This window comes from Pseudomonas sp. SID14000, assembly GCF_002165135.1.
Classification (GTDB): Bacteria; Pseudomonadota; Gammaproteobacteria; order Pseudomonadales; family Pseudomonadaceae; genus Aquipseudomonas.
In genome coordinates, this window is sequence record NZ_NFZQ01000003.1 from 185,090 (window position 1) to 204,973 (window position 19,884).

At 63.2% G+C, this 19,884-nt stretch carries 17 protein-coding genes and 1 pseudogene; 11 read left to right on the plus strand and 7 right to left on the minus strand.

Annotated features, from left to right (window positions below):
• The first annotated feature begins 18 nt into the window (after positions 1-18).
• Positions 19-624 carry a flavin reductase family protein gene (locus CAY82_RS05925; RefSeq protein ID WP_087500351.1) on the plus strand — a complete coding sequence of 202 codons (606 nt, stop codon included), beginning with the start codon at positions 19-21 and terminating at the stop codon, positions 622-624.
• Here the strand turns inward: CAY82_RS05925 and CAY82_RS05930 are convergent, their stop codons facing one another.
• A complete protein-coding gene (locus CAY82_RS05930; RefSeq protein WP_051098363.1) occupies positions 625-858 on the minus strand; it encodes a hypothetical protein in 234 nt (77 codons plus the stop codon).
• Between the two features lie 81 nt (positions 859-939).
• On the minus strand, positions 940-1,233 hold the full coding sequence (locus CAY82_RS05935; protein ID WP_087500352.1) for a putative quinol monooxygenase: 294 nt from the start codon (positions 1,231-1,233) through the stop codon (positions 940-942).
• Between the two features lie 202 nt (positions 1,234-1,435).
• Between CAY82_RS05935 and CAY82_RS05940 the strand changes: the two genes are divergently transcribed.
• Positions 1,436-2,356, plus strand: coding sequence for an AraC family transcriptional regulator (locus tag CAY82_RS05940; protein ID WP_025340474.1), 921 nt, complete (start codon positions 1,436-1,438; stop codon positions 2,354-2,356).
• Positions 2,357-2,490: 134 nt separating this feature from the next.
• On the opposite strand, the gene CAY82_RS05945 is transcribed toward CAY82_RS05940, so the two are convergent.
• Complete coding sequence (locus tag CAY82_RS05945) at positions 2,491-4,128, minus strand: 5-guanidino-2-oxopentanoate decarboxylase (protein ID WP_087500353.1); 1,638 nt, start codon at positions 4,126-4,128, stop codon at positions 2,491-2,493.
• A 113-nt stretch (positions 4,129-4,241) separates the two neighbouring features.
• On the opposite strand from CAY82_RS05945, the gene CAY82_RS05950 reads away from it, so the two are divergent.
• Entirely contained in the window at positions 4,242-5,117 is an 876-nt protein-coding gene (locus CAY82_RS05950) for a LysR substrate-binding domain-containing protein (protein WP_087500354.1), read from the plus strand.
• 98 nt (positions 5,118-5,215) lie between these two features.
• On the opposite strand, the gene CAY82_RS05955 is transcribed toward CAY82_RS05950, so the two are convergent.
• Entirely contained in the window at positions 5,216-5,830 is a 615-nt protein-coding gene (locus tag CAY82_RS05955; protein ID WP_087500355.1) for an NAD(P)-dependent oxidoreductase, read from the minus strand.
• A 27-nt stretch (positions 5,831-5,857) separates the two neighbouring features.
• Complete coding sequence (locus tag CAY82_RS05960) at positions 5,858-6,733, minus strand: MBL fold metallo-hydrolase (RefSeq protein ID WP_087500356.1); 876 nt, start codon at positions 6,731-6,733, stop codon at positions 5,858-5,860.
• Between the two features lie 103 nt (positions 6,734-6,836).
• Here CAY82_RS05960 and CAY82_RS05965 point away from each other — a divergent pair, with 103 nt between their 5' ends.
• Positions 6,837-7,742, plus strand: coding sequence for a LysR family transcriptional regulator (locus CAY82_RS05965; RefSeq protein WP_087500357.1), 906 nt, complete (start codon positions 6,837-6,839; stop codon positions 7,740-7,742).
• 133 nt (positions 7,743-7,875) lie between these two features.
• Here CAY82_RS05965 and CAY82_RS05970 read toward each other — a convergent pair whose 3' ends face one another.
• Positions 7,876-8,745, minus strand: a complete 870-nt coding sequence (locus CAY82_RS05970; protein WP_087500358.1) for an oxaloacetate decarboxylase — start codon at positions 8,743-8,745, stop codon at positions 7,876-7,878.
• 440 nt (positions 8,746-9,185) lie between these two features.
• Here CAY82_RS05970 and CAY82_RS05975 point away from each other — a divergent pair, with 440 nt between their 5' ends.
• The gene (locus CAY82_RS05975) at positions 9,186-10,637 is read left to right on the plus strand and encodes an MDR family MFS transporter (RefSeq protein ID WP_087500359.1); all 1,452 of its coding nucleotides are present in this window, start codon (positions 9,186-9,188) and stop codon (positions 10,635-10,637) included.
• A 221-nt stretch (positions 10,638-10,858) separates the two neighbouring features.
• On the opposite strand, the gene ttgR is transcribed toward CAY82_RS05975, so the two are convergent.
• Complete coding sequence (gene ttgR, locus CAY82_RS05980; RefSeq protein ID WP_087500360.1) at positions 10,859-11,491, minus strand: efflux transport transcriptional regulator TtgR; 633 nt, start codon at positions 11,489-11,491, stop codon at positions 10,859-10,861.
• 258 nt (positions 11,492-11,749) lie between these two features.
• Between ttgR and ttgA the strand changes: the two genes are divergently transcribed.
• From ttgA to CAY82_RS06005, 6 genes and pseudogenes are all read left to right on the plus strand, one after another.
• Positions 11,750-12,904, plus strand: coding sequence for a toluene efflux RND transporter periplasmic adaptor subunit TtgA (gene ttgA, locus CAY82_RS05985; RefSeq protein ID WP_087500361.1), 1,155 nt, complete (start codon positions 11,750-11,752; stop codon positions 12,902-12,904).
• A gap of 3 nt (positions 12,905-12,907) precedes the next feature.
• A complete protein-coding gene (ttgB, locus tag CAY82_RS05990; RefSeq protein WP_087500362.1) occupies positions 12,908-16,060 on the plus strand; it encodes a multidrug efflux RND transporter permease subunit TtgB in 3,153 nt (1,050 codons plus the stop codon).
• Positions 16,057-17,511, plus strand: coding sequence for an AdeC/AdeK/OprM family multidrug efflux complex outer membrane factor (locus CAY82_RS05995; RefSeq protein WP_087500363.1), 1,455 nt, complete (start codon positions 16,057-16,059; stop codon positions 17,509-17,511). The genes ttgB and CAY82_RS05995 overlap by 4 nt, the downstream gene beginning before the upstream one ends.
• 366 nt (positions 17,512-17,877) lie before the next feature.
• Complete coding sequence (locus CAY82_RS06000; RefSeq protein ID WP_087500364.1) at positions 17,878-19,134, plus strand: OprD family porin; 1,257 nt, start codon at positions 17,878-17,880, stop codon at positions 19,132-19,134.
• Between the two features lie 201 nt (positions 19,135-19,335).
• A pseudogene (locus CAY82_RS26990) lies at positions 19,336-19,455 on the plus strand (LysR family transcriptional regulator); the annotation flags it as partial.
• On the plus strand, positions 19,450-19,764 hold the full coding sequence (locus CAY82_RS06005; protein WP_256576230.1) for a LysR substrate-binding domain-containing protein: 315 nt from the start codon (positions 19,450-19,452) through the stop codon (positions 19,762-19,764). The pseudogene CAY82_RS26990 and the gene CAY82_RS06005, both read left to right, overlap by 6 nt.
• The last annotated feature ends 120 nt before the right edge of the window (positions 19,765-19,884 follow it).

Consider the following 19,884-nt stretch of genomic DNA (forward strand, 5'->3'; position numbering starts at 1 on the left):
CCAGCCAGCCCAGCACAGATGTATTACTACGAACCCGCCAAAGGCCACGGCCTGCCCCACGACCCGTTCAACGCCATCGTCGGCCCCCGCCCTATCGGCTGGATTTCCTCACAGGACCGCGAAGGCCGCCTGAACCTGGCGCCCTACAGCTTCTTCAACGCCTTCAACTACATCCCGCCGATCATTGGCTTCTGCAGTGTCGGGCGCAAAGACAGCCTGAACAACATCGAACAGACCGGAGAGTTCGTCTGGAACCTGGCCACACGCCCGCTGGCCGAGCAGATGAACCAGAGCTGCGCACCGGTTGCAGCCGAGATAAACGAATTCGAGTTGAGCGGCCTCACTGCCACACCGTCGCGCGTTGTCAACGTGCCACGTGTCGGCGAAACCCCGGTGGCCTTCGAGTGCAAGGTCAGCCAGATCGTCCAGCTCAAGCGGGCCGACCAGGAACTGGTGCCCAGCTGGCTGATCCTGGGTGAAGTGGTGGCGGTGCACATTGCCGAGTACCTGTTGAAGAACGGCATCTACGATACCGCTGCCGCCGAGCCGATCCTGCGTGGCGGTGGCCCGGCGGACTATTTCGAGCTGGGCAACCTGTTCAAGATGGCCAGGCCGCCGGCCTGATCACCAGATCAGCTCACCTTCTTCGCTGACGCCCTGCAGGCGTTGCAGCTCGGCCGTGGCCGCTTCGTCGGCGGCCACGGCGCCTTTGAACACCTGCCCGTCGAGAATCTTGTGGAAGCGCGGCGCGCCGCCCATACCCAGGGCCTTGACCGCGATGGCCGCGTTGTAGCCGCCGCCTTCCACCGGAACCATCGCCGAAACCGCTTCGAAATGCGGGAACTCCCTACGTGCCATGTTGCTATCTACCTGGTTGATCAAGGGGCAGCATCTTACCCTAATCACCTGTACCGGCCCTATCGCCGGTAGGTCGATAGATCAATCAAAGGTATGCAAGTCCAGGCTACTGACCACCTGTGCCTGCACCAACTCACCAAACACCTCCAGCGTCGGCGAAGCAAAGTACCCACTCATCGCCTGCTGGTCCTGCCAGCTACCACTGAGCAACCACAGATCAGCATCAGCCTGCGAACGCTGCACCGTGAAACTCAGGCAGCCCGGTGCCCGCAATGAGGGCTCGAGCAGGTCACGCAGGCGCGCGCCCAGCTCTGCCGAGCGCCCGCTGCTGGCACGAATGAAAGCAAGGTGGGTGACCGGTTGTGTCGTGGTCATTGCACAATCTCCTTGAAGCAGGCGGACGGAAAAACCAGGGTGCCAAGGTTAGGGCCTCACCCGCGCGACGCGTTAGGCCATTACTGCACGCCGATTGCCTGATCCTGCAGCGCGGCAGGATCAGGCAATCGGCGTGCAGCTTTTGACTAGCGCCCCTCATTGCCCAAACCTATGCTGCGTCGGTCAGCAGAGGAAAGCCATCATGACCACCGCCACGTCCATCGACCCGAGCCTGGAACTGCAACGCCAGGAGCTTGCCGAGTTGATCCGCCGCCACGCCGGGGAGCCTCACGGCCCGGCATCGGCCATCGATGACCTGTACCTGGTGCGCTACACCGAAAACGTGCGCTCGGTACCAACCCTGGCGCAACCCGCGCTGTGCATCCTCGCCCAGGGCAGCAAAAGCCTGTTTCTCGGTGACGAGCAGTATGCCTACGACCCGCTGCACTACATGGTGGTCTCGGTAACCTTGCCGCTTAGCGGCGTAAAGCTCGACGCCAGCCCCGAGCACCCGAGCCTTGGACTGCGCATGGACCTGGACCCGGCCGAAATCAGCCAGCTGATCGCCGAAAGCGGGCCGATGCTGGTGCCCAACCGGCCTTCCGGTCGTGGCTTGTATGTGGAAAGAACCGATGCCGCGTTGCTCGACGCCTTGCTGCGGCTGATACGCCTGCTGGACACCCCTCGCGACATCGCGATGCTGGCGCCGCTGTTCCGTCGGGAGATTCTGTACCGCCTGCTGCGTGGGCCGCAGGGCTATCGGTTGTACGAAATCGCCTTGGCCAACAGCCAGACCCACCGGGTTTGCCAGGCCATCACCTGGCTCAACCAGAACTACCAGTTGCCTTTGCGCATCGAAGACCTGGCGAGGGAGGTCAACCTCAGCACCTCGACCTTGCACCACCGGTTCAAGGCCGTGACGTCGATGAGCCCGTTGCAATACCAGAAGCAACTGCGTCTGCAGGAGGCGCGGCGGCTGATGCTGAATGACGGGCTCGAGGCGGCGGTGGCGGCCTACCGGGTGGGGTATGAAAGCCCGTCACAGTTCAGCCGTGAGTACAGCCGGCTGTATGGCGCGCCGCCGATTCGTGATGTGGCCAGGTTGCGAGCGACTGCTGGCTGAGTTCGGCTTTGCCTGTGCCGGCCTCTTCGCGGGTAAACCCGCTCCCACAGGTTTTGCACAGATACTGAAAACTGTGCAGTACCTGTGGGAGCGGGTTTACCCGCGAAGAGGCCGGTACAGGCAATGGCTTCACTTCAACCCAGCACAGCCACCTGCCACTGATTCTGGTCAACCTGGATCAAGGTCGGCCCCTTGCGCTCCACTGCCTGCCCCAACGCCACCTGCAGCTGCGCCACATCTGCCACCTGTTCTGCCGCCGCGCCCAAGGCCCGCGCCACACCAATGAAGTCCGGCGTATGGATATCCACCCCCACCGGCTCGATCGCCCGATTGACCATGTACTTCTTGATTTCCTCGTACCCCTGGTTGTTCCACAGCAACACGATCAGCGGCACCTGCGCCTCCACTGCGCTGGCCAGCTCCGGCAAGGTGAACTGCAAACCGCCGTCACCAATCAGGCACACCGCAGGTGCACGCTCGCCGACCTGCTCCGCGCTGCCCAGCCAGGCGCCCATGGCCGCCGGCAACGCATAACCAAGGGTGCCGTAGCCGGTCGAGGCATTGAACCAACGCCGTGGCTGGTCCATGTCCAGGGTCAGGTTGCCGGTGTACACCGGTTGGGTGGAATCGCCCACCAGAATGGCATTGGGCAGGCGCTCGAGGATGGCGCTCAGCAAACGCGTCTGGCTCAGGGTCGGCTGGTCCCAACCCGCCGCCAGTGCCTGGCGCAGCTTGGCCACCCGCGCCACGCCCCAGGTGCTTTCGCGCATGGGCTGCGGCAGGGTTTGCAAGGCGCCGAGCAGCGCTTCGGCGGCCAGTGTGGCGTCGGCTACCAGTGAAAGCTCCGGCAGGTAATTGCGCACGGTCTGGTCCGGGTCGATGTCGATGCGCAACAGGCTGCCCGGGATCTCGAAACCACCCTTGAAGGTCACGTCATAGTCGGTTTCGGCCAATTCGGTACCGATCGCCAGCACCACGTCGGCCTCTGCCACCAGTGCCCGCGTGGCCGGCAACGAATGCGTCGAACCAATCTGCAGCGGGTGGCTGGACGGCAACACCCCCTTGGCATTGATGGTCAGCGCCACCGGGGCCTGAAGGTGTTCGGCCAGGCGCGCAAGCGCAGCGCCGGCAGCCAACGCTCCGCCACCTGCGAGGATCAATGGCCGCCGTGCATTGGCCAGGCGCTCGGCCATCTGCGCCACTGCCTGCGGCGCCGCCCCCGCCCGGCTGCCACGCACCGGGCGCCCCGGCAACAGGTGATCGGCGGGTTCGACCAGCACGTCGAGCGGGATCTCGATGTGCACGGGACGCGGTCGGGCGCCTTCGAACACGGCGAACGCCCGGGCCAGTACCTGCGGCAGGTCATCGGCACTCATCAAGGTGTGGGAAAACGCCGCCACCCCCGACACCAGCGCCGCCTGGTTGGGCAACTCGTGCAGCTTGCCGCGACCACCGCCCAGCTGGTCGCGCGATTGCACGCTGGAAATCACCAGCATAGGGATCGAGTCGGCATAGGCCTGGCCCATGGCGGTAGTGATGTTGGTCATGCCCGGGCCAGTGATGATGAAGCACACCCCGGGCTTGCCACGGGTCCGCGCATAGCCGTCGGCCATGAACCCCGCACCCTGTTCGTGGCGCGGGGTGACATGGCGTATGGACGAGCCCGCGAGGCCGCGGTAGAGCTCCACGGTATGTACACCAGGAATGCCGAAGACATGGTCCACGCCATAGCCTTCGAGGAGTTTGACCAATACTTCGCCACAGGTTGCCATCGGGTTTCACCATGAATCTTGTTGGGTTATGCCCTTATTGGACCCAGCCACGACTATCGCCACAATGCAAAAAAACACATACTAGCCATGTCCTGTAATCATGGCTTAGTGCAATGAAACGCCTCCCGCCTCTGCCCGCCCTGCATACCTTTCTGGTCACCGCCCAGCACTGCAACTTCACCCGTGCCGGGCAGCAGTTACATATCACCCAGGGCGCCGTCAGCCGGCAGATCGCGGCCCTTGAGGAGCATCTGGGTTATGCCTTGTTCCAGCGCCAGGCCCGTGGGCTGATCCTGACCCGTGAAGGTCAGGACTGGCTGCCACGTGTGCAGCAGGTGTTCGCGCTGATCGAGCAAGGGGTGCGTGAGGTAGGTGAGCGCAGCGCTACCTTGCAGCTCAAGGCACCGACCTGCGTGATGCGCTGGCTGCTGCCACGCCTGATGGAATGGCAGGCGCTACGCCCGGACGTGCCGATGGAGCTGACCACCACGGTGCAGCATGGGGTGGATTTTCGCCGCGAGGGTTTCGATGCGGCAGTGGTCTATGGCGATGCACCGAACCATGGGCTACGCGTGCGCAAGCTGTTCGATGAGCAATTGACACCGGTGTGTGCGCCGTCACTGCGTGAGGGGCCGGTACCGTTGCAGCAGGTCGAGGACCTGGCGCGACACATGTTGCTGCACCCGTCGCGAGATGAGCACGACTGGCGGTTGTGGCTGCAGGCAGCCGGGGTGACGCTGGCCACCCAAGGGCCAAAGCAGCATTTCGAGACACTGGACATGGCGATGGCCATGGCCTCACAGGGGACCGGCGTGGCCATCGGCGACTGGTCGCTGATCGGTGATGACTTGCGCGGAGGGCGGTTGTGCATGCCGTTTGCGCTGAAAGTGATGACCGGCAAGGGGTATTACCTGGTAAGCCAGAGCAAGAGCTTGCCGCCGGGGTTAGTGGAGTTGCTGGATTGGCTGGAGGATCGGGCCAGCCTGTAATGGCCCCTTCGCGGGTAAACCCGCTCCCACAGGTACTACACCGGCATCGAAATCAGTGCAGTACCTGTGGGAGCGGGTTTACCCGCGAAGGGAGCGACTCAATAGCCGACAGTAAAACGCTGCCGCGAATGCGCCGGCTTTTCCAGCTCGTCGAGCATGGCAATCGCGTAATCGGCAAAGGTGATCCAGCTTCTGCCATCTGCACCGATCAGCAGATGATCCTTGCCCAGCGTGTAATGCCCGCTGCGCTCACCTTCAACGAACTCCGCCGATGGCGACAGGAAGGTCCAGTCCAGGTTCGGCTCCCGTTGCAACACCTCCAGAAAGCGCACCCCGGCAGTGGCCTCAGCCTTGTATGCCTCGGGAAAGTCCGGGCTGTCGATCACCCGATGCCCCGACGGCAGCAACAGGCTGCCGGCACCACCCACCACCAGCAGGCGCCTGACGCCGGCCCGCTTGACCGGCTCGATGATGGCGTGCGGCTCGATGGTCGAGAAATGCGCCGCACTCAGCACCGCGTCCACACCCGCGACCGCCGCTTGCAGGGCCGCACTGTCCCTGACATCCAGCGCCTTGACGGTCACCCCGTCCCGCCCCTGCAACCGTGATGGATCGCGGGCGATGGCCAGCACACTGTGGCCACGGCGCAGGGCCTCTTCCAGCAACTGGCTGCCAGCGCGGCCAGTGGCACCGATGATTGCGATCTTGCTCATGGGACACTCTCCATCAGTTGAACGGAATTACCACTTCATCTCGCCCTTGGCGACCTTGGCCCCCAGCTCCAGCGAGCTTTCATCGGCCAGGCCCGGATAACGTCGCTTCATCGCCACGATCAACACACCGGCATCTTTCGCCTTGGCGGCCTCGGCATCGAAATCACGAATGTAGTTCGCCGTGAAACGCACGGCCTCCAGTGATCGGCTGCTGTCCCCCAGGTAGTGCCCGGGGATGACCGTGCGCGGCGCCAGCGCTTCGATGTGCGCCAGGGTGCCGAGCCAGTCGGCGTGGGACTTGGCCGTTTGCGTGTCAGCCATCCACACATGAATGTTCTCCGACACCACCACGCCACCGACCACCGCCTTGATCGACGGGATCCACACAAAACTGCGGTCAGGTTGCGGGCCGTCGAGGCCGACCACCTCGAGGGCCTGCCCTTCCAGCATCAGGCGGTTGCCTTCGAGTACCTTCGGCAGCACCAGCCGCGCCGGCTTGTCCGCGCCCATCTGGGGGCCCCAGTAAGCCAGCTTGGCATCCATGGTCTGGCGAATATGGGCAACCGTGGCGGCCGAAGCCAGCACCTTGGCGTCGGGGAAGGCCTGGGTCAGGGTATCCAGGCCAAAGTAGTAGTCCGGGTCACCATGGCTGATGTAGATACCAGTCAGCTGCTTGCCGCCTGCCCGCAGGCGCTGCACCAGCTGCTCGGCCTGGGTCTTGCCGAACTGGGCATCGACGAGGATGGCGTCGTGCTCGCCGCTGACGATCACCGAACTGACCGGGAAAATCGCCTCGTGCCCGGGGTTGTACACCTCCAGCCGCAAGGGCTCGGCAGCCAGCGCCGGGCCGGCCAGGGTCACGCAGGCCAGCAGCAGGCCACGCAAGGGAGTGAAAAGAGACATCGCAAACACCTGTCAGATGAACAATGCTCAACAGCTTAGTTGCCCAATCCGTGACAAAAAATGCGATGCTCGAACATAGTTTGTTTCTGAAATCGGGCAAATCATGGACCGTCTCAACGCCATGCGCGTTTTCGTCACCGTCGTCGACCTGGGCAGCCAGTCAGCGGCAGCGGATCATCTGCAACTGTCCCGCCCCGTGGTGTCGCGCTACCTGGCAGAGCTGGAAGACTGGGTTGGCGCACGGCTGATGCAACGCACCACACGCAAGCTCAGCCTTACCGCCGCCGGCCAGGAAACCCTGCCCCGCTGCCGACAACTGCTGGAACTGGCCGGCGACCTGCAGGCCGCGGTACAGCAGCCGGATGACGCGCCCAAGGGCGCGCTGCGCATCAGCGTCAGCACCTCGTTCGGTCAGGCCCAGCTGGTGGATGCAGTGGCCACCTACGTCCGGCGCTACCCCGGGGTAAAGGTGGAACTGCAGATGCTCGATCGCACGGTCAACCTGGTGGACGAGCGCATCGACCTGGCCATCCGCACCAGCAATGACCTGGACCCCAACCTGATCGCCAGGCGCCTGAGCGTGTGCCGCTCGGTAGTGTGTGCGGCACCGGCCTACCTGCGCGAGCACGGTACGCCAAAACGGGTAGAGGAACTGAGCCGGCACAACTGCCTGACTCATGCCTACTTCGGCCACAGCCTGTGGCATTTCGAGGTGGCCGGCCAGCAGATCGCCGTACCGGTGGCGGGGAACATCAGTGCCAACGAGGCGATGACACTGCAGAAAGCGGCGCTGGCCAGCGCAGGTATCGCCATGCTGCCGACCTACCAGGCCGCGGAGGCCCTGCGCCGGGGCGAACTGGTGCGCCTGCTGCCCGAGGCCAAGCCGCGCGAGTTGAACCTGAATGCGGTGTACACCTCGCGCAAGCACATGCCGGCGACCTTGCGCAGCATGCTGGATTTCCTGGTGCAGCGGTTCAGGGACGAACCGGAGTGGGATCGGGACTTGTAAGGCCCATGTGGGAGCGGCCTTGCGTCGCGAAAGGACCGCGCAGCGGTCCCAGGATCTTGGCCACATCAAATATTGTCGGGGCTGCTAAGCAGCCCTTTCGCGACACAAGGCCGCTCCTACAGGGATGGCGTTGTCACTCCTCGACGCTCATGTATTCCTTGGCCCAGCGAATGTAGTCCTCGGGCTGGGTATAGGTATGCGAGAGTTCGGTGGCGCTGAGGTTTTCCGACTTGTTCTGCTGGCCGCGCTGCAGCCGCAGGCAGTCGTAGGTGGCCTTGATCGCGGCAAAGTAGGCCGCGTGACCATCAACCACGATGCGCACGCCCAGGCGCGCCAGGCGCTCGTCGTCGCGCAGGTTCGGGTTGCCGTAGGTCACCAGCATCAGCGGCACAGTCAGGTGCTCGGCAATCTGCTCAAGCTGCTCGAAGTCCTTCACCCCCACCATGCAGATACCGTCGGCTCCGGCCTTCTGATAGCTCTGGGTACGTACGATGATTTCTTCGGTGGTGAGCACGCCAGCGTTGGTCCGGGCAATGATCGACAGCGACGAATCGACCCGCGCCTCCAGCGCCGCGCGGATCTTGCCGACGCCCTCTTCAACCGGAATCAGGTCAGTGGACTTGCGCCCGAACTGGGCAGGCAGCAGGGTGTCCTCGATAGTCAGCGCAGCCACACCGGCGCGCTCCAGTTCGACGACCGTGCGCATGACGTTCAGCGCGTTGCCATAACCGTGGTCGGCGTCAGCCAGTACCGGCAGTTGCGCCACGCGACCAATACGGGTGGCCTGCTCGACGAACTCGCTGAGGGTGATCAGGGCGAAGTCCGGTGCGGCCAGTACCTGTAACGAAGCGACGGAACCACCGAGGATGCCGACCTCGAAGCCCAGGTCTGCGGCAATGCGTGCCGACATCGGGTCGAACACCGATGCGGTGTGATAACAGAAACCTGAAGCGAGCAGCTCGCGGAAGGCAAAACGCAGATCTTGATGGGAAGCCTTGGGCATGATCACTCCGCAAAAAAAGTTGAAATTCGAACGGTAACTACCGACCCCTGTAATCGGGTCTACCTGGCCTGTTCCAACCGTCGCCATCTGGGCGGTCATGCTCGACATGCAGGCAGAGGAATAAAAGGTGTGGGAGACAGCGGCGCGAAAAGCCTGCGGCATAATGTTGCACCATGCTGGTGCAAGCCCCGGTTTTCGGCCTCTGCGGCACACCAACGATATCACGCAGCCATGCAGCACTGGATGAATGCGCCAATGCCGATCTTGCATAGGGGATGCAGATAGTACATAGGAAGCTACCTAACTCAGGTTACAATCCGAGGGCCCTTTCGCGGGTAAACCCGCCCCCACAGGTACGGCGTTGCCCTCAGGAACAGCGACATACCTGTGGGAGCGGGTTCACCCGCGAAGAGGCCGCCAAAGACAAACAAGGTATTCCCGTGACCGCCGCCCTGCCCCCCACCACTCTGCGCAACGTGCTCACCGCCCTGATGCTGGTCATCTTCCTCGGCGCACTGGACCAGACCATCGTCGCCGTCTCGCTGCCGGCGATCTCGGCTCAGTTCAACGATGTCGGCCTGCTGGCCTGGATCATCTCCGGCTACATGGTGGCGATGACCGTGGCCGTGCCAATCTACGGCAAGCTGGGCGACCTGTACGGGCGGCGCCGGATGATCCTCACCGGCATCAGCCTGTTCACCCTGGCCTCGATCGCCTGCGCCCTGGCCCAGGACATGCAGCAACTGCTGCTGGCCCGGGTACTGCAGGGCATTGGCGCAGGCGGCATGGTCTCGGTGAGCCAGGCGATCATCGGCGACTTCGTACCCCCGCGAGAGCGCGGCCGCTACCAGGGCTACTTCAGCAGCATGTACGCGGTGGCCAGCGTCGCCGGGCCGGTGCTGGGCGGCTGGCTGACCGAATACCTGTCATGGCGCTGGGTGTTCTGGATCAACCTGCCGCTGGGGCTGGTTGCGCTGTGGGCGATCCGCCGTGCCCTTGGCGGTATGCCGGCACAGCGCCGCGAGGCGCAGGTGGACTACCTCGGCGCCGTACTGCTGATCCTCGGCCTGGGTAGCCTGTTGCTGGGCATTACCCTGGTCGGCCAGGGCCACGCCTGGGTCGACCCGGCCGTACTGGCCCTGTTCACCTGCGCCGCTCTGGGTCTGGTGCTGTTCATCGCCCATGAACGCCGCTGCCCGGAGCCGCTGCTGCCACTCGGCCTGTTCGGCAATCGCGTGGCGGTGCTGTGCTGGGGCGTGATCTTCTTCGCCAGCTTCCAGTCGATCTCCCTGACCATGCTCATGCCGTTGCGCTACCAGGGCATTACCGGCGCCGGCGCCGACAGTGCTGCCCTGCACCTCCTGCCGCTGGTGATGGGTCTGCCCATGGGTGCCTTCACCGGCGGGCGCATGACCAGCCTGACCGGGCGCTACAAGCCGCAGATCCTGGCCGGCGCGCTGCTGATGCCGCTGGCCATTTTCGCCATGGCGCTGACCCCACCGCAGTCGGCCTTGCCCAGTGCGCTGTTCATGCTGCTGACAGGCATCGCCTGCGGGCTGCAGTTCCCGACCTCGCTGGTAGGTACGCAAAGCGCGGTGGACAGCAAGGACATCGGCGTGGCCACCAGCACCACCAACCTGTTCCGTTCGCTGGGCGGGGCCATGGGCGTGGCGTGCATGTCCAGCCTGCTGCTGGCGCTGCTGCACCAGGGCGGGTTCGAGTCGCTGGGTAATCCGTTGCTGGGGAGCCTGAAGGCCGGTGAAGTGGACCTGGTGACCCAAGGGCGGTTGCTGGAAACGTTCCGGCATTTGCTGATGGGGAGTGCCGGGGTAGCTGTGCTGGGACTGTTTGCAGCGCTTGCATTGCCCGACCGGCAACTGCGCGGACGCTAGAAGCTACGCGATCTCTGTGGGAGCGGCCTTGTGTCGCGAAAGGGCCGTGAAGCGGCCCCAGGATTTCAGCAGTGATGCACAAATTGCCGGGGCTGCTGCGCAGCCCTATCGCGACACAAGGCCGCTCCCACAGGATCTGTGATTTGTTCAAGGTCACCCGAAAGCATTAATCCCCCCTTAATACAAAGGGGAAACACTCCCTAACAATCCTTAACAAAGTGTTATTTGCGCAGAGCCGGGCTCAAGCGCAGCATATCCAGCCCGGTGTCGACCCATTTTTCGACATCCTTCAACAGATCGAAACTGTCAGGCAGCAACAGCCAGCGCCCGATCAGGCCATCGACGTAGGCAAACATGGCTACCGCCGCGCGCTCGACATCCAGCTCGCCTGGCAACTGCCCCCGACGTACGGCATTGGCCAACGCCAGGGTGATGCCCTTGTGGCAATCCAGCACCGCACCTTGGCGCTGCTGGCGAATTTCACACATGTCATCGGTGAACTCGCACTTGTGATGCAGGATTTCATTGATACGCCGGGTTCGGGCATTGAGCACCAGCCCGTTGAACACTTGCAGCAACAACTTGCGCATGCAACCAAGCGGGTCCACTTCGTCCTCGCTTTCGCTTGCCCGCGCCAGATGGTCATGGGTCTCATGCAGGCTGTCGAGCAGCGCCTGCACCAACTCGGCCTTGTTGTTGAAGTGCCAGTAGATCGCCCCCCGCGTCACACCCGCCAGTTCGGCGATGTCGGCCAGGGTGGTTCGCGCAACCCCGCGCTTGTAGAAGGCCTTTTCCGCCGCCTCGATGATCTGGGCACGGGTTTCCTGGGCTTCTTCTTTGGTTCGACGGACCATGGCAGTACAAACCTCATCTACCCCGAACGCGCGGCGCGCAGGGGCAACACTCCGGGGGCACCTCTGCAATGTGCCTCGCGGATGAGCTAATCAAGGGCTGAGGCAGTACCTGAGTACAACCCAGCGGTATTTACAAACAACCATGAATGTAAGTATATTCCTTAGCAAGCTATTTATCCACCGGATAGCAATTTTTCCATACCAAGACTCTTCCATTACTCTTGAGCGTCTCCCAGCTCCAGCGACCCGAGGATCCTCATGCAATTCAAGCCAGCCGTTACCGCTCTGGTTTCCGCCGTCGCCCTGGCAACCCTGCTCAGTGGCTGTAAGAAAGAAGAAGCAGCGCCAGCGGCGCAGGCTCCTCAGGTCGGCGTCGTGACCATCCAGCCCCAAACCTTCACCCTGACCTCGGAATTGCCGGGGCGTACCAGTGCCTACCGCGTCGCCGAAGTGCGTCCGCAGGTCAACGGCATCATCCTCAAGCGCCTGTTCAAGGAAGGCAGCGAGGTCAAGGAAGGCCAGCAGCTGTACCAGATCGACCCTGCCGTGTACGAAGCCACCCTGGCCAATGCCCAGGCCAACCTGCAGGCCACCCGCTCGCTGGCCGAGCGCTACAAGCAGCTGATCGACGAACAGGCTGTCTCCAAGCAGGAATACGACGACGCCAATGCCAAACGATTGCAGGCCGAGGCTTCGCTCAAAAGTGCGCAGATCGACCTGCGCTATACCAAGGTCCTGGCACCGATCAGCGGTCGTATCGGCCGTTCTTCGTTCACCGAAGGTGCACTGGTGAGCAATGGCCAGACCAACGCCATGGCCACCATCCAGCAACTCGACCCGATCTACGTCGACGTCACCCAGTCCACCGCCGAGCTGCTCAAGCTGCGCCGTGACCTGGAAAGCGGCCAGCTGCAAAAGGCCGGCGACAACGCCGCCTCGGTGCAACTGGTGCTGGAAGATGGCAGCCTGTACCAGCAGGAGGGCCGCCTGGAGTTCTCCGAAGTCGCGGTCGACGAGACCACCGGTTCGGTAACCCTGCGCGCCCTGTTCCCCAACCCCGATCACACCCTGCTGCCAGGCATGTTCGTGCATGCGCGGCTCAAGGCCGGGGTCAACGCCAACGCCATCCTGGCCCCGCAACAGGGCGTGACCCGCGACCTGAAAGGCGCGCCAACCGCGCTGGTGGTCAACCAGGAGAACAAGGTCGAACTGCGTCAGCTCAAAGCCAACCGTACCCTGGGCAGCGACTGGCTGATCGAGGAAGGCCTGAACCCGGGGGACCGCCTGATCACCGAGGGGCTGCAGTACGTGCGCCCGGGCGTCGAGGTCAAGGTCAGCGAAGCCACCAACGTCAAGAAGCCGGCCAGCCCTGTTCAGGCCAGCACGGCGAAAGCAGACGCCAAAGCGGAGTAAACCATGTCGAAGTTCTTTATCGATCGCCCGATCTTCGCCTGGGTGATCGCCTTGGTGATCATGCTGGTCGGCGCCTTGTCGATCCTGAAGCTGCCGATCAACCAGTACCCCAGCATCGCGCCGCCGGCCATCGCCATCGCCGTGACCTACCCGGGCGCCTCGGCGCAAACCGTGCAGGACACCGTGGTCCAGGTGATCGAGCAGCAGCTCAACGGTATCGACAACCTGCGTTATGTGTCGTCGGAAAGTAACTCCGACGGCAGCATGACCATTACCGCCACCTTCGAGCAGGGCACCAACCCCGACACCGCGCAGGTGCAGGTCCAGAACAAGCTGAACCTGGCCACCCCGCTGCTGCCGCAGGAAGTGCAGCAACAAGGTATTCGCGTCACCAAGGCAGTGAAGAACTTCCTGCTGGTGATCGGCCTGGTGTCCGAAGACGGCAGCATGACCAAGGATGACTTGGCCAACTACATCGTCTCCAACATGCAGGACCCGATCTCGCGTACCGCGGGTGTAGGTGACTTCCAGGTGTTCGGTGCGCAGTACGCCATGCGTATCTGGCTCGATCCGGCCAAGCTGAACAAGTTCCAGCTGACCCCGGTCGACGTCAAGACCGCCGTGGCCGCGCAGAACGTGCAGGTGTCCTCCGGCCAGCTCGGCGGCCTGCCGGCCATGCCGGGTACCCAGCTGAACGCCACCATCATCGGCAAGACCCGCCTGCAGACTGCCGAGCAGTTCGAGAAGATCCTGCTCAAGGTCAACAGCGACGGTTCGCAGGTACGTCTGGGTGATGTCGCCCAGGTTGGCCTGGGTGGTGAAAACTACGCCGTCAGCGCCCAGTTCAACGGCAAGCCGGCCTCCGGCCTGGCAGTAAAGCTGGCCACTGGCGCCAACGCCCTGGACACCGCCAAGGCACTGCGCCAGACCATCGCCGACCTGGAACCGTTCTTCCCGCCCGGGGTGAAAGCGGTATTCCCGTATGACACCACCCCGGTGGTCACCGAATCGATCAGCGGCGTGATCCACACCCTGATCGAAGCCGTGGTCCTGGTGTTCCTGGTGATGTACCTGTTCCTGCAGAACTTCCGCGCCACCATCATCACCACCATGACCGTACCGGTAGTGTTGCTGGGGACCTTCGGCATCCTTGCCGCTGCCGGCTTCAGCATCAACACCCTGACCATGTTCGCCATGGTCCTGGCCATCGGCTTGCTGGTGGACGACGCCATCGTCGTGGTGGAGAACGTCGAGCGGGTGATGTCCGAGGAAGGCTTGCCGCCCAAGGAAGCGACCAAGCGCTCGATGGAGCAGATCCAGGGTGCCCTGGTGGGTATCGCCCTGGTGCTGTCGGCAGTACTGCTGCCCATGGCGTTCTTCGGCGGCTCCACGGGTGTGATCTACCGGCAGTTCTCCATCACCATCGTCTCGGCCATGGGCCTGTCGGTGCTGGTGGCGCTTATCTTCACCCCGGCCCTGTGCGCCACCATGCTCAAGCCGCTGAAGAAGGGCGAGCATCATGTAGCCAAGCGCGGATTCTTTGGCTGGTTCAACCGCAACTTCGACCGCAGTGTTACCGGCTACGAGCGCAGCGTAGGCACCATCCTTCGCAACAAGGCACCATTCCTGCTGGCCTACGCACTGATCGTGGTCGGCATGATCTGGCTGTTCGCCCGCATCCCTACCGCGTTCCTGCCGGAAGAAGACCAGGGTGTACTGTTCGCCCAGGTGCAGACCCCGGCCGGTTCCAGTGCCGAGCGCACCCAGGTGGTGGTCGACCAGATGCGTGAGTACCTGCTCAACGAAGAGGCCGACACCGTGGCTTCGGTGTTCACCGTCAACGGCTTCAACTTTGCCGGCCGCGGCCAGAGCTCGGGTATGGCGTTCATCATGCTCAAGCCGTGGGATGAGCGCTCCAAGGAAAACAGCGTATTCGCCCTTGCCCAGCGCGCCCAGCAGCACTTCTTCACCTTCCGCGATGCGATGGTGTTCGCCTTTGCCCCGCCTGCGGTGCTCGAACTGGGTAACGCCACCGGCTTCGACGTGTTCCTGCAGGACCGCGGTGGTGTCGGCCATACCAAGCTGATGGAAGCACGCAACCAGTTCCTGGCCAAGGCCGCGCAGAGCAAGATCCTCAGCGCCGTGCGCCCGAACGGTCTGAACGATGAGCCGCAGTACCAGCTGACCATCGATGACGAACGTGCCAGCGCCCTGGGCGTGACCATCGCCGATATCAACAACACCCTGTCGATTGCCCTGGGTGCCAGCTACGTCAACGACTTCATCGACCGTGGCCGGGTCAAGAAGGTGTACATCCAGGGCGAGCCGAACGCGCGGATGAGCCCGGAAGACCTGCAGAAGTGGTACGTGCGCAATGGCGCTGGCGAAATGGTGCCGTTCTCTTCCTTCGCCAAGGGCGAATGGACCTACGGTTCGCCGAAGCTGTCGCGCTACAACGGCGTCGAGGCGATGGAAATCCTCGGTGCACCGGCCCCGGGCTACAGTACCGGTGAAGCCATGGCCGAGGTCGAGCGCATTGCTGGCGAACTGCCAAGTGGTATCGGTTTCTCCTGGACCGGCATGTCCTACGAGGAAAAACTCTCCGGTTCGCAGATGCCGGCGCTGTTCGCCCTCTCGGTACTGTTCGTGTTCCTGTGCCTGGCAGCGCTGTACGAAAGCTGGTCGATCCCGATCGCCGTGGTGCTGGTAGTACCACTGGGTATCATCGGTGCCCTGATCGCCACCAGCCTGCGCGGGTTGTCCAACGACGTGTACTTCCTGGTCGGCCTGTTGACCACCATCGGCCTGGCGGCGAAAAACGCCATCCTGATCGTCGAATTCGCCAAGGAACTGCACGAACAAGGCCGCAGCCTGTACGACGCGGCGATCGAGGCGTGCCGCATGCGTCTGCGCCCGATCATCATGACCTCGCTGGCGTTCATCCTCGGCGTGGTACCGTTGACCATCGCCAGTGGCGCCGGTGCCGGCAGCCAGCACGCCATCGGTACTGGCGTGATCGGCGGCATGATCAGTGCGACCGTGCTGGCTGTCTTCTGGGTACCACTGTTCTTCGTCGCAGTGTCGTCACTGTTCGGCAGCAAAGAGCCGGAAAAAGACGTCACCCCTGAAACTCCACGTTATGAGGCTGGGCAATGACCAAGTCTTTGTTGTCCCTGGCAGTAACCGCTTTCATTCTTGGCGGCTGCTCGCTGATCCCTGACTACCAGACCCCGGAATCGCCGGTGGCTGCGCAGTGGCCGCAAGGCCCTGCGTACTCGCCGACGCAGTCGGCGGAGGTTGCCGCCGCCGAGCAGGGCTGGCGCCAGTTCTTCCACGACCCGGCACTGCAGCAGCTGATCCAGACCGCGCTGGTCAACAACCGCGACCTGCGCGTCGCCGCGTTGAACATCGATGCCTACCGTGCGCAGTACCGCATCCAGCGCGCCGACCTGTTCCCGGCGGTTTCGGCCGACGGCAGCGGCAGCCGCCAGCGGGTGCCGGCGAACATGTCGCAAACCGGTCAGGCGGGCATCACCAGCCAGTACTCGGCCACCCTGGGCGTCAGCGCCTATGAGCTGGACCTGTTCGGCCGTGTGCGCAGCCTGACCGAGCAGGCCCTGGAAACCTACCTGTCCAGCGAGCAGGCACGTCGCTCCACGCAGATCAGCCTGGTGGCCAGCGTGGCCAACGCCTACTACACCTGGCAGGCCGACCAGGCGTTGTTCAAGCTGACCGAAGAAACGCTGAAGACCTATGAGGAAAGCTACAACCTCACCCGTCGCAGCAACGAAGTCGGCGTAGCCTCGGCACTCGACGTCAGCCAGGCGCGCACCGCCGTGGAAGGCGCCCGGGTCAAGTACTCGCAGTACCAGCGCCTGGTCGCCCAGGACGTCAACAGCCTGACCGTGCTGCTGGGCACCGGCATTCCCGCCGACCTGGCCAAGCCGCTGGAGCTCAATGCCGACCAACTGGCCGAAGTACCGGCCGGCCTGCCGTCGGACATCCTCCAGCGTCGCCCGGATATCCAGGAAGCCGAGCACCTGCTCAAAGCCGCCAACGCCAACATTGGTGCGGCCCGTGCAGCGTTCTTCCCGAGCATCAGCCTGACCGCCAACGCCGGCAGCCTGAGCCCCGACATGGGTCACCTGTTCGCGGGCGGCCAAGGCACCTGGCTGTTCCAGCCGCAGATCAACCTGCCGATCTTCAACGCCGGCAGCCTGAAGGCCAGCCTGGATTACTCGAAGATCCAGAAGGACATCAACGTCGCCAAGTACGAAAAGACCATCCAGACCGCCTTCCAGGAAGTCTCCGATGGCCTGGCGGCGCGCAAGACCTTCGAAGAGCAGCTGCAGGCGCAACGCGACCTGGTACAGGCGAACCAGGACTACTACCGCCTGGCCGAACGCCGCTATCGCATCGGTATCGACAGCAACCTGACTTTCCTCGACGCCCAGCGTAACCTGTTCAGCGCCCAGCAGGCGCTGATCGGCGACCGCCTGTCGCAGCTGACCAGCGAGGTCAACCTGTACAAGGCGCTTGGCGGTGGCTGGTACGAGCAGACCGGGCAGGCCAACCAGCAGGCATCGGTGGAAGCACCGAAAGGCTGATCGGCCCTGTGACAGCAAAGAGCCCACCTGTAGCGGTGGGCTTTTTGTTTGTCGGTTGCCTGTGCAGGCGGCCTCTTCGCGGGTAAACCCGCTCCCACAATGTTTTGCATAAATTCTGAAGGCTGTGCAGTACCTGTGGGAGCGGGTTTACCCGCGAAGAGGCCAGTACAGAAAAACAATTAACCAACCGGAACATTCCGTTCGATTATCGCCCGTTTCCGTTTGCGGCGAATTGCCTCACCCCTGCCCTACCCCGCACCATCCTCTCCACGCAACGTTGCCCCGGTTCATCCCAAAAGACCCGCACCTGCAGGCCGCATCCTGCAGCGCACCGGCTCGCCCATAAAAACAAGAGATCCACGACAGATGAGCACTTTGCAACCCGCACGCCAGCTGCTGCCCGGCCTGTTGGCCATGTCCTGCGCACTCCCCGTGTTCGCCGCCGACAACGGTGGTTTCCTGGAGGACGCCAAGGCCACCCTCAACCTGCGCAACTTCTACATCAACCGCAACTTTGTCGACCCGGCCCACTCGCAGGCCAAGGCCGAGGAATGGACGCAGAGCTTCATCCTCGACGCCCGCTCAGGCTTCACCCAGGGCACCGTCGGTTTTGGCGTGGACGTACTGGGCCTGTACTCGGTCAAGCTTGACGGCGGCAAAGGCACCACCAACACCCACTTGCTGCCGGTGCACGACGATGGCCGCCCCGCCGATGACTTCGGCCGCCTAGGCGTGGCACTGAAAGCCAAGCTGTCCGAAACCGAGTTGAAAGTGGGTGAATGGATGCCGGTACTGCCGATCCTGCGCTCGGACGACGGCCGCTCGCTGCCGCAAACCTTCCGCGGCGGCCAGCTGACCTCGAAGGAAATCGCTGGCCTGACCCTGTACGCTGGCCAGTTCCGCGGCAACAGCCCACGCAACGACGCCAGCATGGAAGACATGTCACTGAACGGTAAGGCAGCGTTCACCTCCGACCGTTTCAACTTTGGCGGCGGCGAGTACACCTTCAACGACAAGCGCACGATGATCGGCCTGTGGGACGCCCAGCTCAAGGACATCTACCGCCAGCAATACCTCAATCTGGTGCACAGCCAACCCTTGGGCGACTGGACCCTGGGCGCCAACCTGGGCTACTTCATCGGTAAGGAAGACGGCGCCGAACGCGCTGGCGAACTGGACAACCGCACCGCCTCGGCCATGTTCTCGGCGCGCTATCAGGGCCACACCTTCTACGTCGGCTTGCAGAAGGTCAGCGGCGACAACGCCTGGATGCGGGTCAACGGCACCAGCGGCGGCACCCTGGCCAACGACAGCTACAACTCCAGCTTCGACAATGCCAAGGAACGCTCCTGGCAGGTGCGTCATGACTTCAACTTCGCCACCGTCGGCGTGCCAGGCCTGACCCTGATGAACCGCTACATCAAAGGTGACAACGTCACCGCAGGCGGCGTGGACGATGGCAAGGAATGGGCGCGGGAAACCGAGTTGGCCTATGTGGTGCAGTCGGGCAGCTTCAAGGACCTGTCGCTGAAGTGGCGCAACTCCACCATGCGCCGGGACTTCAGCACCAACTCGTTCGACGAGAACCGGTTGATCGTGAGTTACCCGCTGAATCTGCTTTGAATTCTTCGCGGGCACGCCCGCTCCCACAGGTTCGCCACAGTTTCAGAATCTGTGCCGAACCTGTGGGAGCGGGTTTACCCGCGAAGAGACCAGATGCCACAACAAATAACCCTAAGATATAAACAAATCAATAAACCTTCTTTGACGACATATGCAGCAACCGCTTGAATAGGCGCTTGATCCCCGCCCCAGAGCCGTGACATGGACCTCCGTCAGCTGCGCTACTTCATCGCCCTCACCGAATACCGCAGCTTCGTCCGCGCCGCCGAGGCCATGGGCATCACCCAACCTGCCTTCAGTCGCGCCATCCCGAGCCTGGAACACAGCTTCGGCAGTGCTGCAGATGACTTCACCCCGCACCTGCAGACCGAGCACCTGGCAGTGCTGCGCAGCGTGGTGCAGGCCAGCGACGCCATCGGCAGCGCCAGCGAAGAGGCCGTTGCCGAAGACCTGGCCAGCGGTCGCCTGGTGCGCCTGCACTGGCGCAACCTGCCGCCGGCGCTGGAGGTGCTGAGCGTGCGTTGCGGAGTGGTCAGCCGCAGCGGCTACCGGCTGTCGCCGGCGGCGCGAGCGATGATCGAGACGCTGATGGGGCTGGATAGGCCGGTGCGGTCTGCTGCCATTCGCTGAGCTGATGATGGTGGCAGGGGCGGGCTATCCTGAGCTATATCGGTCGCCTGTACCGGCCCTTTCGCGGGTAAACCCGCTCCCACAGGTACAGCGCAGCCCTCAGGAGTTGTGGTGACCCTG

What these genes read in the sequence shown, in the direction of transcription:
- ttgR (WP_087500360.1), bottom strand. Translation starts at nt 11,491, where the DNA reads ATGGTCCGTCGAACCAAAGAAGAAGCCCAGGAAACCCGTGCCCAGATC.
- CAY82_RS05925 (WP_087500351.1), top strand. Translation starts at nt 19, where the DNA reads ATGTATTACTACGAACCCGCCAAAGGCCACGGCCTGCCCCACGACCCG.
- CAY82_RS05965 (WP_087500357.1), top strand. Translation starts at nt 6,837, where the DNA reads ATGGACCGTCTCAACGCCATGCGCGTTTTCGTCACCGTCGTCGACCTG.
- CAY82_RS05935 (WP_087500352.1), bottom strand. Translation starts at nt 1,233, where the DNA reads ATGACCACGACACAACCGGTCACCCACCTTGCTTTCATTCGTGCCAGC.
- ttgA (WP_087500361.1), top strand. Translation starts at nt 11,750, where the DNA reads ATGCAATTCAAGCCAGCCGTTACCGCTCTGGTTTCCGCCGTCGCCCTG.
- CAY82_RS05930 (WP_051098363.1), bottom strand. Translation starts at nt 858, where the DNA reads ATGGCACGTAGGGAGTTCCCGCATTTCGAAGCGGTTTCGGCGATGGTT.
- CAY82_RS05955 (WP_087500355.1), bottom strand. Translation starts at nt 5,830, where the DNA reads ATGAGCAAGATCGCAATCATCGGTGCCACTGGCCGCGCTGGCAGCCAG.
- CAY82_RS05970 (WP_087500358.1), bottom strand. Translation starts at nt 8,745, where the DNA reads ATGCCCAAGGCTTCCCATCAAGATCTGCGTTTTGCCTTCCGCGAGCTG.
- CAY82_RS05995 (WP_087500363.1), top strand. Translation starts at nt 16,057, where the DNA reads ATGACCAAGTCTTTGTTGTCCCTGGCAGTAACCGCTTTCATTCTTGGC.
- CAY82_RS05940 (WP_025340474.1), top strand. Translation starts at nt 1,436, where the DNA reads ATGACCACCGCCACGTCCATCGACCCGAGCCTGGAACTGCAACGCCAG.
- CAY82_RS05945 (WP_087500353.1), bottom strand. Translation starts at nt 4,128, where the DNA reads ATGGCAACCTGTGGCGAAGTATTGGTCAAACTCCTCGAAGGCTATGGC.
- CAY82_RS05950 (WP_087500354.1), top strand. Translation starts at nt 4,242, where the DNA reads ATGAAACGCCTCCCGCCTCTGCCCGCCCTGCATACCTTTCTGGTCACC.
- CAY82_RS06000 (WP_087500364.1), top strand. Translation starts at nt 17,878, where the DNA reads ATGAGCACTTTGCAACCCGCACGCCAGCTGCTGCCCGGCCTGTTGGCC.
- ttgB (WP_087500362.1), top strand. Translation starts at nt 12,908, where the DNA reads ATGTCGAAGTTCTTTATCGATCGCCCGATCTTCGCCTGGGTGATCGCC.
- CAY82_RS05960 (WP_087500356.1), bottom strand. Translation starts at nt 6,733, where the DNA reads ATGTCTCTTTTCACTCCCTTGCGTGGCCTGCTGCTGGCCTGCGTGACC.